The sequence below is a fragment of the Ferrimonas futtsuensis DSM 18154 genome (assembly GCF_000422645.1).
Lineage (GTDB): Bacteria > Pseudomonadota > Gammaproteobacteria > Enterobacterales > Shewanellaceae > Ferrimonas > Ferrimonas futtsuensis.
Genome location: NZ_AUGL01000014.1, coordinates 1 through 13185 on the forward strand (window position 1 = coordinate 1; position 13185 = coordinate 13185).

At 57.6% G+C, this 13185-nt stretch carries 11 protein-coding genes; 1 reads left to right on the forward strand and 10 read right to left on the reverse strand.

Going from position 1 to position 13185, the window contains the following annotated elements; translation table 11 throughout:
- From G505_RS0109980 to G505_RS0110000, 5 genes are all read right to left on the reverse strand, one after another.
- Nucleotides 1-260: IS3 family transposase (locus G505_RS0109980; protein ID WP_028109429.1), on the reverse strand; the 260-nt coding region annotated here is incomplete at its 3' end.
- Nucleotides 261-315: 55 nt separating this feature from the next.
- Complete coding sequence (locus tag G505_RS21215) at nt 316-1110, reverse strand: tyrosine-type recombinase/integrase (protein ID WP_169628209.1); 795 nt, start codon at nt 1108-1110, stop codon at nt 316-318.
- Nucleotides 1111-1429: 319 nt separating this feature from the next.
- Nucleotides 1430-1786, reverse strand: coding sequence for a cytochrome c3 family protein (locus G505_RS0109990; protein WP_035385307.1), 357 nt, complete (start codon nt 1784-1786; stop codon nt 1430-1432).
- A 79-nt stretch (nt 1787-1865) separates the two neighbouring features.
- Nucleotides 1866-3533 (reverse strand): FAD-dependent oxidoreductase, encoded by a 1668-nt coding sequence (locus G505_RS0109995; protein WP_028109431.1) that lies wholly within the window; start codon nt 3531-3533, stop codon nt 1866-1868.
- 679 nt (nt 3534-4212) lie between these two features.
- Nucleotides 4213-4932, reverse strand: coding sequence for a FadR/GntR family transcriptional regulator (locus tag G505_RS0110000; protein ID WP_028109432.1), 720 nt, complete (start codon nt 4930-4932; stop codon nt 4213-4215).
- 377 nt (nt 4933-5309) lie between these two features.
- Here G505_RS0110000 and G505_RS0110005 point away from each other — a divergent pair, with 377 nt between their 5' ends.
- Entirely contained in the window at nt 5310-6548 is a 1239-nt protein-coding gene (locus tag G505_RS0110005; RefSeq protein ID WP_084643942.1) for an OprD family outer membrane porin, read from the forward strand.
- 204 nt (nt 6549-6752) lie between these two features.
- Here G505_RS0110005 and G505_RS0110010 read toward each other — a convergent pair whose 3' ends face one another.
- The 5 genes from G505_RS0110010 to hydG all read right to left on the reverse strand — a co-directional run bounded on the left by G505_RS0110010 (nt 6753) and on the right by hydG (nt 13120).
- On the reverse strand, nt 6753-8630 hold the full coding sequence (locus tag G505_RS0110010; protein ID WP_028109434.1) for a DUF262 domain-containing protein: 1878 nt from the start codon (nt 8628-8630) through the stop codon (nt 6753-6755).
- A 183-nt stretch (nt 8631-8813) separates the two neighbouring features.
- The gene (gene hydF / locus G505_RS0110015; RefSeq protein WP_035385296.1) at nt 8814-10055 is read right to left on the reverse strand and encodes a [FeFe] hydrogenase H-cluster maturation GTPase HydF; all 1242 of its coding nucleotides are present in this window, start codon (nt 10053-10055) and stop codon (nt 8814-8816) included.
- Nucleotide 10056: 1 nt separating this feature from the next.
- Nucleotides 10057-11073: a [FeFe] hydrogenase H-cluster radical SAM maturase HydE gene (gene hydE / locus G505_RS0110020; RefSeq protein ID WP_051216052.1), complete on the reverse strand. Its 1017-nt coding sequence runs from the start codon at nt 11071-11073 to the stop codon at nt 10057-10059.
- Complete coding sequence (locus G505_RS21220; protein ID WP_157509159.1) at nt 11070-11684, reverse strand: hypothetical protein; 615 nt, start codon at nt 11682-11684, stop codon at nt 11070-11072. Before G505_RS21220 ends, hydE begins: the two co-directional genes overlap by 4 nt.
- The gene (gene hydG, locus G505_RS0110030) at nt 11684-13120 is read right to left on the reverse strand and encodes a [FeFe] hydrogenase H-cluster radical SAM maturase HydG (RefSeq protein ID WP_028109437.1); all 1437 of its coding nucleotides are present in this window, start codon (nt 13118-13120) and stop codon (nt 11684-11686) included. Before hydG ends, G505_RS21220 begins: the two co-directional genes overlap by 1 nt.
- Nucleotides 13121-13185: the final 65 nt, after the last annotated feature.

The following is a 13185-nucleotide window of genomic DNA, read 5'->3' on the forward strand; positions in this document are numbered from 1 at the left end:
TTTAATATCACCTTCTCTCGCTCAAGACGGTTAATCCGGGCCTCCAGCTCCTGAATCTTCTGCTGTTCTGGAGTCAGGGCTTTGTTTGTCGGTGTGGTGCCGCCTCTCTCCTCCTCCAGCTGCTTAACCCAGCGCCTGAGGATGGTCTCACCGATATCGAGAGAGCGGCTGGCTTCGGGGACTGAGTATCCCTGGTCGAGTACTAGACTGGCAGCCTCGAGCTTGAACTCGGGCGTGAAGGAACGACGTTTTCTGGTCATGGAACACCTCTTGTTACGGTGGTGACTTTACCACCTTAAGTGGTGTCCGGGATCATTAGACCACTACATCATTGTGATAGTCGATTTCTGACCACTCCATACTAAGCACACAGCTTTTCCTCTGTCCGGTCAGTAGCAGAATCATCACCACGTCCTGGTAGATTTGCGGCTCAGGTTTCATGGCCTCGAACAAGCGGTCCAGTTCCTCTCGATTAAGTACCCGATCCCGTTTAGTGCTGGCTATCTTCTTAAGGCGCCTCAGTGGCTGGTGGTCCAAGTCGCTGAAGATGGACTTCATCAAGGTGAGGCATTTGTTGTAGATCCAAGGCGATTTCTTTGCCATCAACGCCCTGAAGAACTGTCTCGCATGATCAGCGGTAAGCTCTTCCACCCTCACGTTTGCAAACCGAGCTCTCAGGTGGTTTTTCCAGATTGAGTGGGCATCTTCTAACGACTTGAGTCTTCGCTGCCCTGCCCGAATCTTCAACTCGAACTCGACAACATAGGCCTCGAAGAGCTGGCCGATGGTCTCGGCCGATCTCTCTTGTTCTCTCTCCTCACGTTTTCGCTTGTTGGGGTTCTGCCCCTGGCTGACTTCAGTCGCCAGATCCCGAGCAACGTGCCTAGCGGTGTCGATAGTGGTTGCGGGGAACTGACCGATGGTTACTTCCAGGTCTCGACCCTTGAGCTTTCTGCGGTAACGAAACACCTTCTTGCCGTTGGTCAGCACTTCTATCATCAATCCGGGCAAAGACTCGTACCCGCCCCGGTCATAAACCCGGTATCGCCGCAGCTCTGGCAGCAGCAGCTCAAGTGCTCTCTTGGTGAAGTTGAAGTGTCTATTAGGCATCATTTCTGTCCCGCGCCAGTCCCGCCCTTGGCGGTAATTTTTAGCAAATTTCGCTAAGGCAGGTTAAACAACGTTTAGACAAATTTAGACTTAAACCAATGAAACTTAAAGAGTATTAAGATTGGTTAAACTCGGTTAAATTAGATTTATTTGGCCAAACGGTGGCTCGTGGGGAGGCCACTTCAATTGCCCCTCCGATACGTTTACAAAAGCCACCTCCATCAAAAATGACGCTCCCCTTCGAGAGCGCCATGTGATACCGAATTCTGATTGAAGCTAAGCGCTGAGTCAGCTTAGCTCTGTTGGTACCTGTTCAGGCCTATGGCACCTGCAGGTCGAAGCGCAGGTGGCAGCTGCCACAGGCATTTTCAGACGGCTCATGTTGGTGGTGACAGGAGTTACAGTCGGTGGCTGTGCCGTTATGACGATGGTCATGGGGGTTGGTTTTGGTCACGCTGGGTGTAACCGCAGTGGCCTCGGCCAGATCTTCCACACTGTGGCATTCTTTACACTTGGACATGGCAACAGGCTGACGCTCGGCACCGGTGTGACAGTCGTTACAGGTCAGACCGATTCCCGCGTGGAACTCGTCCAGTTGAGTCGCGTCTTTGGCCATTACGCTGCCCGCACCTACTGTCAGTGCAAACGCCAGCACGATTTTATGTAAGCTGTTCATTTTCATTTTATATCCCATTAATTGAATCTATTCAGAGTCGCTATGGGCGTGTTCGTCTACGCCCCAAAACAGTGATGCCTTACAGCTTGGCGACGTACTTGCCCGCCAGATAACCGAAGGTGTAGCAGCGACCCAGGGACAGACCGAATACGGTCAGTGGGTAGTCCACGCCACCGTAGAAACCGGCCGCCATATTGCCAACGATGAACAAACCGTCGATCTCCTTGCCTTCGGAGTTCAGTGCCTGGTGATGCTTATTCACCAGCATGCCGGAACACAGTGTGGAGATGCGCATGCGGCGGTGGATGCCGTAGAACGGGGGCTTGAGCACCGGCACCATCTTGTCTTTTGGCTTACCGAAGTCGACATCCTTACCGGTTTTGCACAGCTCGTTGTAGCGCTTCACGTTGGCCACAAAGGTCTTGGGATCGCACTCCAACATCACCGCCAGCTCCTCTAAGGAGTTAGCCACGTGGGTGTTGGTCTGGGATGGGTAAACGCCCTTCTTCGGGGAGGGGTCGTTCGGCATGTAGTGCTTCAGCTTCTCAGGGCTGTAGAGGCGGCCAGGCCAGTCCTTCGCCTGCTCCATGTAGTTGGAATCGAACACCTGGGAGTAGTGGCCGGCGTTGTGCTCGTCACGCAGATAGTTGTTCATCAGGGACATGGCCACGGTTTCGTTGACGAAACGCTCACCCTTACGGTTCACCGCCAGGAACGGCATGTCACACATGGCGGCGGGGCCGGCGTCGAAGTCGTGCAGCATTTTGGTGTGACCGACGGGCTCGATGACACCGCCAGCCCAGTAGGCCATGGCAAAACCGTCACCGGTGCGATCCATCTGCTTACGCTCGAAGTTCTTCAGATCTGGGATGAAGAAGTTACACATGGCTTCGTTGTTCTGGTAATCACCGGAGGCCAGAATCACGCCTTTCTTGGCGATGAACTTGTGGTACTTGCCTTCGGCGTCCTTAGCAATCACTCCGGTCACCCGACCGGACGCATCCTGAATCAGCTGCTCAGCAGGAGTATTGAAGAAGTACTGAACCCCCTGCTCCTGGGAGTATTTCGCCAGGGCACGCATGCCATCGCCGGTGGTGTAGGGCTTGGGACCGCAGTAGGAGGTCACAAAGTTTAGCGGATACTCGGTGATACCGTGAATGCCGTGCTGAGGGCCGGTGCCCTGATCAACGATCTGCGCACCGCCTTTCTTGGCGCGGTTGATTACCCAGTTGATCGCCTCACCGGAGTTGTAGGCCCACTCGCGCAGCAAGTCAGGGCTGCAGCGGTGAGCGCTGTCGGCCATCAGGCGGTTTACCAGCGCTTCAACGCCGGCCTTGTCGCTCTTCTTCAGGTCCAGACCGGAGCCGGTGTTGCCCTGAGAGACCGGGATGGACTGCTTCTGCAGTACCGCCACCTTGGCGCCATTTTCATGGGCAGACAGCGCCGCAGGCACACCGGAGGCACCGGCACCCACCACGACAACGTCAAAGGTTTTGGTGGAGGCGATTTGCGAGTCGGCAATGTTCTTAGGCTTGGGCATAAAGTCCAGGCTGGCACCACCGACCTGCGCTACCTCTGCCGCCGTGGCCGGAGAAGCCTCGGCAGCGCCACTTAGGCCAGACACCGCCATGGCACCGGTGCCAATCGCGGCACGGGACAGGAAGCTACGACGAGAGATGCCGTTTTGCAAAACACCCGCGGTGTATTGATCAACGGCTTGTTGGTCCTTTGACTTGTCTTTACTCATTTTCTACTCCTTTTGCTTTGCCGCCGTCATGACGAGCTCTGCGCAGAACCCGATGTCGGCGCTGATCATCATGGCGGCCAGTAAGCGCCTTTGGTTGGTTATCTGTCCGCGGACGAGCGTGCGTTTCCTTAAGAGATGTTTAAGCGCGCCCGACCTCGATAGGTCAAATGTATGACATATAACAAATGAGCAAAAGGCGATCTTTTCAGATGCTTGGGGCGGCTCACGAGACGCCTGGCAATTGAGATTCTCTGTGCAAAACCCACACGGAGTGGCTAAAAAGTTTCATTTTTGGAACCGGGGCATCCCTGATCCAGGGGCAAAATAGAGGAAAAAGTGGGAAGGGGATCAATCGCTTTTGTGCGGTGCAAATCGAAGAAATAGACGACTCAATAGATTCAGCGCATCACCTCAGTCACGAGACTGCGTTACCCGGCATGGACTATCGATTTGGCCAAATCACTATGGCATGCACGCAGCTCTATGGGCATGACAGAAAAAAAATGATTGAGCAGTTGCTTGAGGTTATTCGGTGTAAAAGCTCACTGTCATCCAGCCCGCAGGTGGACACCAGGCGAGTCTGATGAGCTGGCATTTTGGTAGGAGAGATAGTACGAGGCTGAGCTTGGTAACACGGCCATCGGGCAACCAAGCTGCAGCTCTTTGAAGAGGGTGAGAATCAGGAGTTGGATTTGCGGTAATCGTTTTCTACGTTCTGCAACAGTTCGAGGAAGGTTCCCAGGTGCTCCTTCATGGCCGCTTCCGCCGCATCTTCATCACGAGCGATAACCGCCTCGACAATCCGCTTATGCAGGCCAGGAGGATGAATCTCGTTAGTATCAGGCTCAAACTTAAAGGTGATGTTTGAAACCAGGTCCAACATCGACTTTGCCATCGCTCCTAGTAAGCGGTTCTCACAGGCATCTGCCAGAATCACATGCACTTTTTGTCGTGCATGAACGGTTTCCGGATACTGCAGCACCTCGGCCTCTTCGGCTTCTGCCGCCAATAGTTGCTCAGCAATCTCTGGGGTGCAGTGACGAGCAGCCAACCTGGCCACCTGAGGCTCGATCACGAATCGAGTTTCACAGATCTCATCAAACGACATCCGGCCCAGAAAGAACAAGTCGTGACAGGCGGAGCTGACCACTTCGAAATTCATCTCTTTAACGAACGCCCCGCCGGTAGCACCCTGCTTAATCTGCACCAATCCAGATGCTTCCAGTCCCTTGACGGCTTCCCGCACCACGGTGCGGCTAACTTGGAAGGATTCGATCAACTCGCGCTCAGAAGGCAACTTGTCTCCGACCACAAATTTTCCATCAAAGATGGCCAGGCGAAGTTGCTCGAAAACCTCTTCCGAGGCTTTTTTTTGCTTAATGGGCTTGAAGCTAGACACTCTGTTTTATGCTCGTTCCTGTATCCAAGTTTGCAGATTGTATCACGACTACCCCAACCATTGGCGGTCACCATTCTCACTCAAAAGGCGAAAAGTTGTGACGTCACTTGAGTTTGAAGCACTTTCTCCATCCCCATCCCATTTTTTCTGAGTCTGTGAAAGGCAACAAAAATCAAACATTAGGCACTTTTTGATCAAATGCCATATGTCATACATTAAACGTATCACTTAACAATTATGAGAAGTGAAGCCTCAGTTCAGGAGACGCCTCAATGGCTCGGCTGATGGCAGAAAGAGCGGCATTGAACCGGTGGAAAACACCGACCGCACCTTGAATGTATAACTCCGGAACGATATTGATTCGTAGGGACATAGTGATGAAAAAAAGCCTGATTCACCTCGCCACCTTGTGCTGCATTGCAGCACCCAGCTTTGCTGCAGACTCCGTCGGCAACATGTTTTCAGAGGGCACCCTGAAGGGGCAGTTCCAGCTGTTCGACTTCCAGCGTGACTTCGACGACGCAACAGCCGATCGTCACGACACCTCTTTCGGCGGGCTGTTCTACTACCGTTCTGGCGAAGCCAAAGGCATTACCTTCGGTGGCTCCTTCGCCTCTGCAAATCCAATCTGGGAAACCAACGATGCGGTGTACGGCCTGGTCGGAGGCCCGGTAGGCAGAGAGGGTGACCGTACCGCGGTCAACCGTTTGCAGGAGTACTTTGTCACCGGAAACTGGTTCGACACCAAGATCACCCTGGGTGCACAACAACTCTACACGCCGATGATGAGCATCTTCCCGCTACGTGCGATTCCGTTTACCTATCGCGGTGCCAGTGTGCAGAACACCTCCATCGACAACCTGCGCATCACCGGCCTTTACATCGAAGACTTCATGGGCTGGACCAACAACGAGTTTGCCGATGTGGCCGATGGCGTTGCCGGTGAGTTTGCTCGTCGCGGCATCAGCGTCGACGTCGAGGACAACCCCATGTACGCCCTGGGACTGGACTACGCCATCCCGACCGAGGCGGTGAAGGCAAAAGCCAGCCTGTGGCACTACACCATGGAAGATGTGTACAACCAAACCTATGTGAAACTGAACGTCAGCGGCGACATTGGTGGGGCCAACTGGTACTTCAAACCCTCCTACTTGAAACAGGACTCCATCGGTTCAGAGTCCGCAAGCAGCTTTGGTACCTACCAGGCCGGTTTCCACCTGGGCATGAAGTGGAACGGCTTCGATGCGGTGGTCAAGTACGTCGAAACCGGCGATGACAACATCGTGGCCCCATTTGGCGATGAGAAGGTGATCATCCAGCAGGTCATTCAGTCTGGCCGAGCCAATGAAAGTGCTTACGGCGCCCAGCTGGCCTACCGCTTCGCCGAGGACTCTGCCCTCAGCGGCATGAGCACCTACGTCAACTACGCCACCTATGAGGTCGACGGCAACAGCAACGCCGACATCAACGAAACCGACTTCTCGGTTCGCTACAACATGAACAAATGGGTGGACGGACTGAGCCTGCGCGCCCGCTACGCCATTGTTGACCAGGACAGCGGTGATGACCTGACCGACATGCGCTTCTACGTCTACTACAAATTCAAGATTGGCTAATCATCATCAACTCACACTCCTGACACTTGAGTGATGCCAAGGGCCTGCAGAACGTTTTGCAGGCCCTTTTTTGCCTAAGACATCGAGCCCCGCGCCCATCCTTTCTACGATTAAACTACTCTAAGGAGGCTTTTGTCGGGTAAATAGCTAGCCTAAGCCCCGCTGGGCTTTTCATCGACTGAGCATCGAAAACTCAGGCACAACTTAAATTTCTGTCTCCCTCATCATTGCCTCCTCCTCCAGCTCATCATCCATGGAGGTGTCCAGGGCAAAGTGGCGCGTCTGCCAGCGCCCGAGAACCCAAGCTTCCAGCGCTTGGCGGCGATGATTGAGAGACTCCAGAGTCCAGTCGTCGTAGGTGGCCAGTTTGCGCTCCTGCTTGATGCAGGAGTCGCTGTAACTGGGGCTGACGCCGGGGGCGCCCTTCTTTCGCTCAAAATCGAAGTTAGAGTAGCTGGCGTTGTCCTTGGTCAGCACCAGATTGCCCAGATCATGCAGGTAGGTGGCGCGCTCCTCGTCACTCCACACCTTAAGCCAATGGGAGTCTTCCGCCGGAGTCTGGGGCAGGATGTGTTCGATGGTGGAGTCCTTGGCCAGCTCCTGCCAGGTGATTTTCGGCTTGCTGCCCTTGCCCTCTTTGTCCATCAGGTGGTGCTCGTATTCAAACAGGGTGTATTTGAGCAGCCTGCGCCAGTGGTACCACTTACCCGGCTCCTTCAATTGCACCGCAAAGGCGCTGTCACTGGCGTAATAGCGAATCAAGTCATGAACCTTGGCGATTATGGCCTCCAAATCCAGCTGACTTTGATTAAACAGCTCGTGGCCCCAACGATACAGAGTGGAGCTGCCCGAGTTGCTGCGCTTGCCCTCGAACAGGAAGACCCGATAGGCGTAGCACTCCAGCGCCTGCAGCAATTCAATGTACTGGGCTTCGGTCACCTCGCTGGCCTGCCAGCGGCTTCGGGCCGCGACCAACAGCGGCAGGAAGTTAGCGATGTTGCCGGTGTTGTTGATTCGCTCCAGCCAGGCCAGTTCGGCGGCGGAGTCGGTGTTCTGCGAATTGGGGCTGATAACCGCTTGGTAATGCCGCGCCACTTCAGGCAGCCCCTTAACAAACTTCAGCATAAAGGCACGGGTTTCGGCCTTGGTTTTAGTGCCCTTTCCAGGCTGTCCGTCGGGGGCAAAGTCCCTCAGCGGAATGTATTGAGGTTGCTTGAAGCCATCATAACCCTTCCAGTTTTTCGGCAAATGATGACAGTAGAGTGTCCACGCCAGGCGCAGACATTGAGACTCGCTGCCACCTGAGTCGCCCACAAAGCCATAGGTGTCACGCCAGGCGAGGTTCACCCGGCTGGTCAGTTCCTCACGCTCCTCGGGTGCACCATTACGGGCAATCCAGTGCATCAGGTAGTTCTTCAGTAGCTCCAGCACCGACAGCTCTTTGCCCCGGGAATTCATCAGCTCGAAGGTCATGCCAATCTCGCACTCCTCCTCGATGGTGTAGGAGGTGAACACTAACTTACCGGTGATCGCCTCAAACAGCTGGATCAGGTACTCCACGCCCTTGGCATCGTCAGCCAGCAGCTGGGACACATGCGCTTGAAAGTAGGCGGTGGCATCGTACAGGCGGCGCTGATGTGGGGTGGTGGGTAGCTTGAGTGGTCGCCCCTCTGACAACAGCCGATGGAACAGCTCGGCGGTGTCGTTATTCAGGGTGAGCTTGCAGCGCAAGCCGTCGTAGAGAAAGTCGGCGATGTCCCGCTCATACTCGGTCCGTCCCTTGGCTATCAGGGCATTGATGATCACCGACAGATACAAGCACGTCGTCGTCAGCCGCTGCTGACCATCCACCACATCGACCACCTTGGCCGGTCGGCGCCCATAGGTGGCGGTAGGGTGACTGGCCTGATAGGTCACCACGGTGCCGGTGTAGTGGTAGTGAACATTGTCGTCGGTGACTAAGGCATCCAGATCCTCAACGAAATCCCGCCACTGCTTCTTCTCCCAGGCGTAACCCCGCTGATAGTCGGGAATGTGGAACAGGGTGCTGGAGAAAAGGTCGGTAAGCGATTGCTTGTTCATTGAGTGGTTCCTGACTCATCAAGGGTGTGCCAAAGACCGCCTCTGACATCACAACAAAACCTTATACCACGGTGACTTATGCTTTGAGTAGTGAACAGCTCACGGCAGGAGGAATGGAGCTGAACCAGAGGGCAGAAGGAAAAACCCCGCCACCAGCCCGGAGGCCGATGACGGGGAGGTCGATTACTGGTTGGGCATCAGTGGGGCGATGACCCGGGGCAGAACGCCCTGAAGCTTGGAGATGGCCACGCCGTAGTTGGTGATGGGCACGCCGCGACGCTGACATTCGCGCACCCGGCGCAGCATCTCGGTGCGGTTGAACATGCAGGCGCCACAGTGGATCACCAGGGCGTACTCCTCCAGGTTGTCCGGGAAGTCGTGGCCTGAGACCACATCGAACTGCAGGCTCTTGCCGGTGTACTTGCGAATCCAGTTGGGCAGCTTCACTCGGCCAATGTCATCCTCCTGCACATTGTGGCTGCAGGCCTCGGCGATCAGCACCTTGTCGCCCTCCTCCAGGCTGTCGAATCGCTCGGCCCCCGCCACCATGGGCGGCAGGTCGCCCTTGAAACGGGCAAACAGGCTGGAAAAAGTGGTCAGGGGAATGGTCTTGGGTACCACCTGGTCGACGAACTTGATCACCTGGGCGTCGGTGACCACCAGTTTGGGCGGTGTGGTGAAACGCTTCAGCGCATCAGCCAGTTCGGTCTCCTTGACCACCATGGCCATGGCGCTTCGGTCCAGGGCTTCGCGCAACACCTGCACCTGGGGCAGGATAAGACGCCCCTTGGGGGCAGCGGTATCGATGGGCGCCACACACAGCACCACATCGCCGCTGCGGTAGAGGTCCCCGGCCAGTACCGGCTCGGCTTTGAGCTCCTCCGGTGCCAGCTCAAACAGCCGCTGTTTCAGCGCCGCGATGTTGCTGCCGGTGGTGGCGGAGACGCAGATATGCGCCAGGCTGCGTTCCAGGCAGAAGGCCAGGTCATCCCGAGAGGGTTGCTGGCTGTCGCCCTTATTGAACACCACCAGAAACGGCAGCTCGAGAGACTCCATCTGCTCAATCAGCGCCAGTTCATACTCCCCCAGCCCCTGTTCATCGGCGATGAGCACCGCCATGTCGGCGCGGCACAGCACCTTGTGGGTCGCCCCCACCCGCAGGGTGCCCAGGTCGCCCTCGTCGTCGATGCCGGCGGTGTCGAAGATGGTCACCGGCCCCAGGGGCAACAATTCATAGGGTTTGGCTACCGCGTCTGTGGTGGTGCCCTTGGTCTCGGAGACGATGGAGATCTGCTGGCCGGTCATGGCGTTCAGCAGGGAGGATTTGCCCACGTTGCGGCGGCCCACCAGGGCTATCTGGTAGCGCATGCCCCGGGGGGTGGCCTGGGCCGAACCCTCGGCGGCGTTTTGCATTCCGGTACACATATCAATGACTCCTGGAATCACCACGGGCACTGGAGGGCTCCAGGCCGTGCTGTCTTATCTGGTTGCGCACGACCTCAAGCCGCTGGCGCAGGAACGCCTTGGTGGCATTCTTGCCGGGGTAGATGTCGTACTTGGAAAACACGTTCTGCGGGGTGAAGGAGGGCATCACCACGTTGCAGCCCCGCAACAGGGCCAGGGCGCGGCCGCCGGGCTCCAGCGCCTCCAACGAGCTGGTGGCGGGGATGTTGGCCCCGGGGTTCATCAGCCTAAGGATGGCGCTGACCCTGTGGCTCTTGAGCACGCTGCCGCTGTTGCAGCTCGCCATGGGAGTCTGGGGGTGGGCCACAAAGGGGCCACAGGCGATCATGTCCAGCTTGAGGCGGGTCAGTTCGATGATGTCCTGGGCCAGGATATCGTCGGTCATGCCCGGAAGATCGGTGATGATGCCTGAGCCGGTCTGATACCCCAGGGCCTGAATAGCCTTAAGCTTGTCCAGGCGCTCATCGAAGTTGGCCCTGGGACGGGACTCGGCGAACAGCCTGCGATTGAAGGTCTCCATCTTCAACAGGTAGCGGTCGGCCCCCGCCAGCCGCCAGGCTTTGAGCTCCTTCAGGCTGCGATCCCCCAAGGAGAGGGTGATCGCCAGTTTGTATCTGGCCTTGATCTGATGAATCAACTGACTGATGTCATCACCGCGAAACTTATTGTCGTCACCGGATTGCAGCACCAGGGTACCCATGCCAAAGCTGGCCACCTGAGCCACGGCGTCGAGGATCTGGCTGTCATTGAGGCGATAGCGGCCCACCTCCCGGTTGCCACTGCGCAGGCCGCAGTAGTGGCAATCGTTGCGGCAGTGGTTGGAGAACTCGACGATGCCGCGCATAAACACCTGGTCACCAAAGGCCAGCTCTGTTGCCAGCCGGGCACGGCTGAACAGCCAGTCGTCGTCGCTGCCGCCAAGCAGCTCCAGCACCTGCTGCCGATTGAGCGGCATCTGCGCTGCCAAAGCGGGGCTCATGACTGACACTCCCCGGCTCTGGGGCTCACCCTGGTGGCGGCGATGCACTCCTGCACATAGCGGCCCAGGGCGATGGCCCAGGGCTCACTCTGCGCCGGCACCTGGCCCAGGTTGAACCACTGAATCAAACTGCCCGGCGCCAGGCCCAGGGCGCAGGCATCCAGTTGCAGCCACAGGCCCAAGGCCGAGGGCTGGCTGCTGTGGGCATAGTGACCCACAAACAGGGTGTCGCCCACCAACAGCTGGGGCTGAAGCGGCAGGGCGCTGGTGAGCACTAACTTCACCTGTTCGGGAAACGCCTCGGCCAGGTCGTTACACCACTGACGCGAGGCGGCGTACACCCGGGAGATCTGTCCAGGGGTCATCCCCTGGCGCAGCACCTGAGAGAACTCCTGACGCCAGCATTTGGGCGGCAGCACCGACAGTATGGTCAGGCGCTTGAGGCTGCCGTCAGCCAGGCGGCGACGCAACATCGCCTCCACCGGCGAGCCGGCGAAGTTGTCATAGATAGCGGCATGCAGCACCACCTCACTGGCCTCCTCCAGAGCCGCCAGCAGGGCGCCTCTGTCCAGGCCGGGGCTGGGGCGCACGCCCCGTTGCGAAACACTCATCACAGGTAGATGTCCCGTTCGCCGCCGTCGGTCTTGGCCAGGCAGGTGCGCACGTTACGCTCCCGGGCCGGGCTCATGCTGGCCAGCTCAGACTCAATCAGGGCATTGCCCGCTTCGCGGGTACGCTCGCTGGCGTAGTCGTTGAGGTACTCGCGGAAGGTGATCAGCGCATTGGGCTGGCAGAACTTGCCGATGAACTGCTGCTTGGCCAGGCCGATAAAGTGGTCGCCGGTGCGGCCCTTGCGGTAGCAGCCGGTGCAGAAGGAGGGCACAGACTTAGAGTCGGTCACCAGCTCGTAGATGATCTCGTCCATGGGGCGATGATCCCCCAGGGAGAACTGCTCGGCGTCATGCTGCTGTTCCAGGGCCTTCTGGTAGCCGCCGGGGGCGGTGCTGGAGCCGGCGCTGATCTGGGAGACCCCCAGTGCCAGCAGCTCCTTGCGCATTGCGGCGCTTTCGCGGGTGCTCATAATCAGGCCGGTATAGGGCACCGCCAGCCGGGTGATGGCGACGATGCGCTTGAAGCAGTCGTCGTTGACCTCATAGGGGGGGCGCTCACTGAGCTCGGAGCCGTGGGCGGGCTCGATGCGCGGGAAGGAGATGGTGTGGGGGCCGACGCCGCAGTTTTGTTCCAGCTCCTGCACATGGGCCAGCATCGCCAGCAACTCGAACCTGTGGTCGTACAGGCCAAACAGCACGCCGATGCCCACGTCATCGATGCCCGCTTCCATGGCGCGGTGCATGGCGTAGAGGCGGTAGTTGAACCCCTTCTTCTTGCCCTTGAGGTGAACCTTCTCATAGGTGGCCTTGTGGTAGGTCTCCTGGAAGCACTGGTAGGTGCCGATGGCGGCCCCCTTAAGGACACGGAAATCTTCCACGCTCATGGGGGCGCAGTTGACGTTGATGCGGCGAATCTCGCCGCCGTCGCCATGTTTGACGTCGTACATGGTCTTGATGCTGTCGACGATGGCATTGACGCTGTTGCGCGGGTGCTCGCCGTAGACCGCCAGAATTCGCTTGTGGCCCATATCCTGAAGGATTTCCACCTCCCGGCGAAGCTCGTCGGTGCTGAGGGTTTTGCGCTTGAGCTGATGGTTGTCCGCATTGAAACCACAGTAGCTGCAGCTGTTGGCGCAGTGGTTGGACACATACAGCGGGGCAAACAGCACGATGCGGTTGCCGTAGATGGTGTCCTTGATCTCCCTGGCCACCGCAAACAGCTCCTCATCCAGTTCCGGGTGGGGGTTCTGCAGCAGGACCGCGGTCTCCTCCAGGGTCAGCCCCTGGCATTGGCGGGCCTTCTCCAGCACCGCCCTCACCTGCTCGACGCTGGGGTCGGCGCACTGGTCGATGATGGCCCACAGGCCGTCGTCGTAGATAAAGCTGGTTTGAGGATCGTAGACAGGCTGCTTCAGTGGATGGTGATGTGTGCTCATGTCGGGTCCAAGTCGGGTGATGTCAGACGTTAAAAGCAGCCCCCTTGCGAGGGCTGCTTGTGTTT

Coding starts and splice junctions, on each gene's coding strand:
- G505_RS21215 (WP_169628209.1), bottom strand. CDS start 1,110: ATGCCTAATAGACACTTCAACTTCACCAAGAGAGCACTTGAGCTGCTG.
- G505_RS0109990 (WP_035385307.1), bottom strand. CDS start 1,786: ATGAACAGCTTACATAAAATCGTGCTGGCGTTTGCACTGACAGTAGGT.
- G505_RS0109995 (WP_028109431.1), bottom strand. CDS start 3,533: ATGAGTAAAGACAAGTCAAAGGACCAACAAGCCGTTGATCAATACACC.
- G505_RS0110005 (WP_084643942.1), top strand. CDS start 5,310: ATGAAAAAAAGCCTGATTCACCTCGCCACCTTGTGCTGCATTGCAGCA.
- G505_RS0110010 (WP_028109434.1), bottom strand. CDS start 8,630: ATGAACAAGCAATCGCTTACCGACCTTTTCTCCAGCACCCTGTTCCAC.
- hydF (WP_035385296.1), bottom strand. CDS start 10,055: ATGTGTACCGGAATGCAAAACGCCGCCGAGGGTTCGGCCCAGGCCACC.
- hydE (WP_051216052.1), bottom strand. CDS start 11,073: ATGAGCCCCGCTTTGGCAGCGCAGATGCCGCTCAATCGGCAGCAGGTG.
- G505_RS21220 (WP_157509159.1), bottom strand. CDS start 11,684: ATGAGTGTTTCGCAACGGGGCGTGCGCCCCAGCCCCGGCCTGGACAGA.
- hydG (WP_028109437.1), bottom strand. CDS start 13,120: ATGAGCACACATCACCATCCACTGAAGCAGCCTGTCTACGATCCTCAA.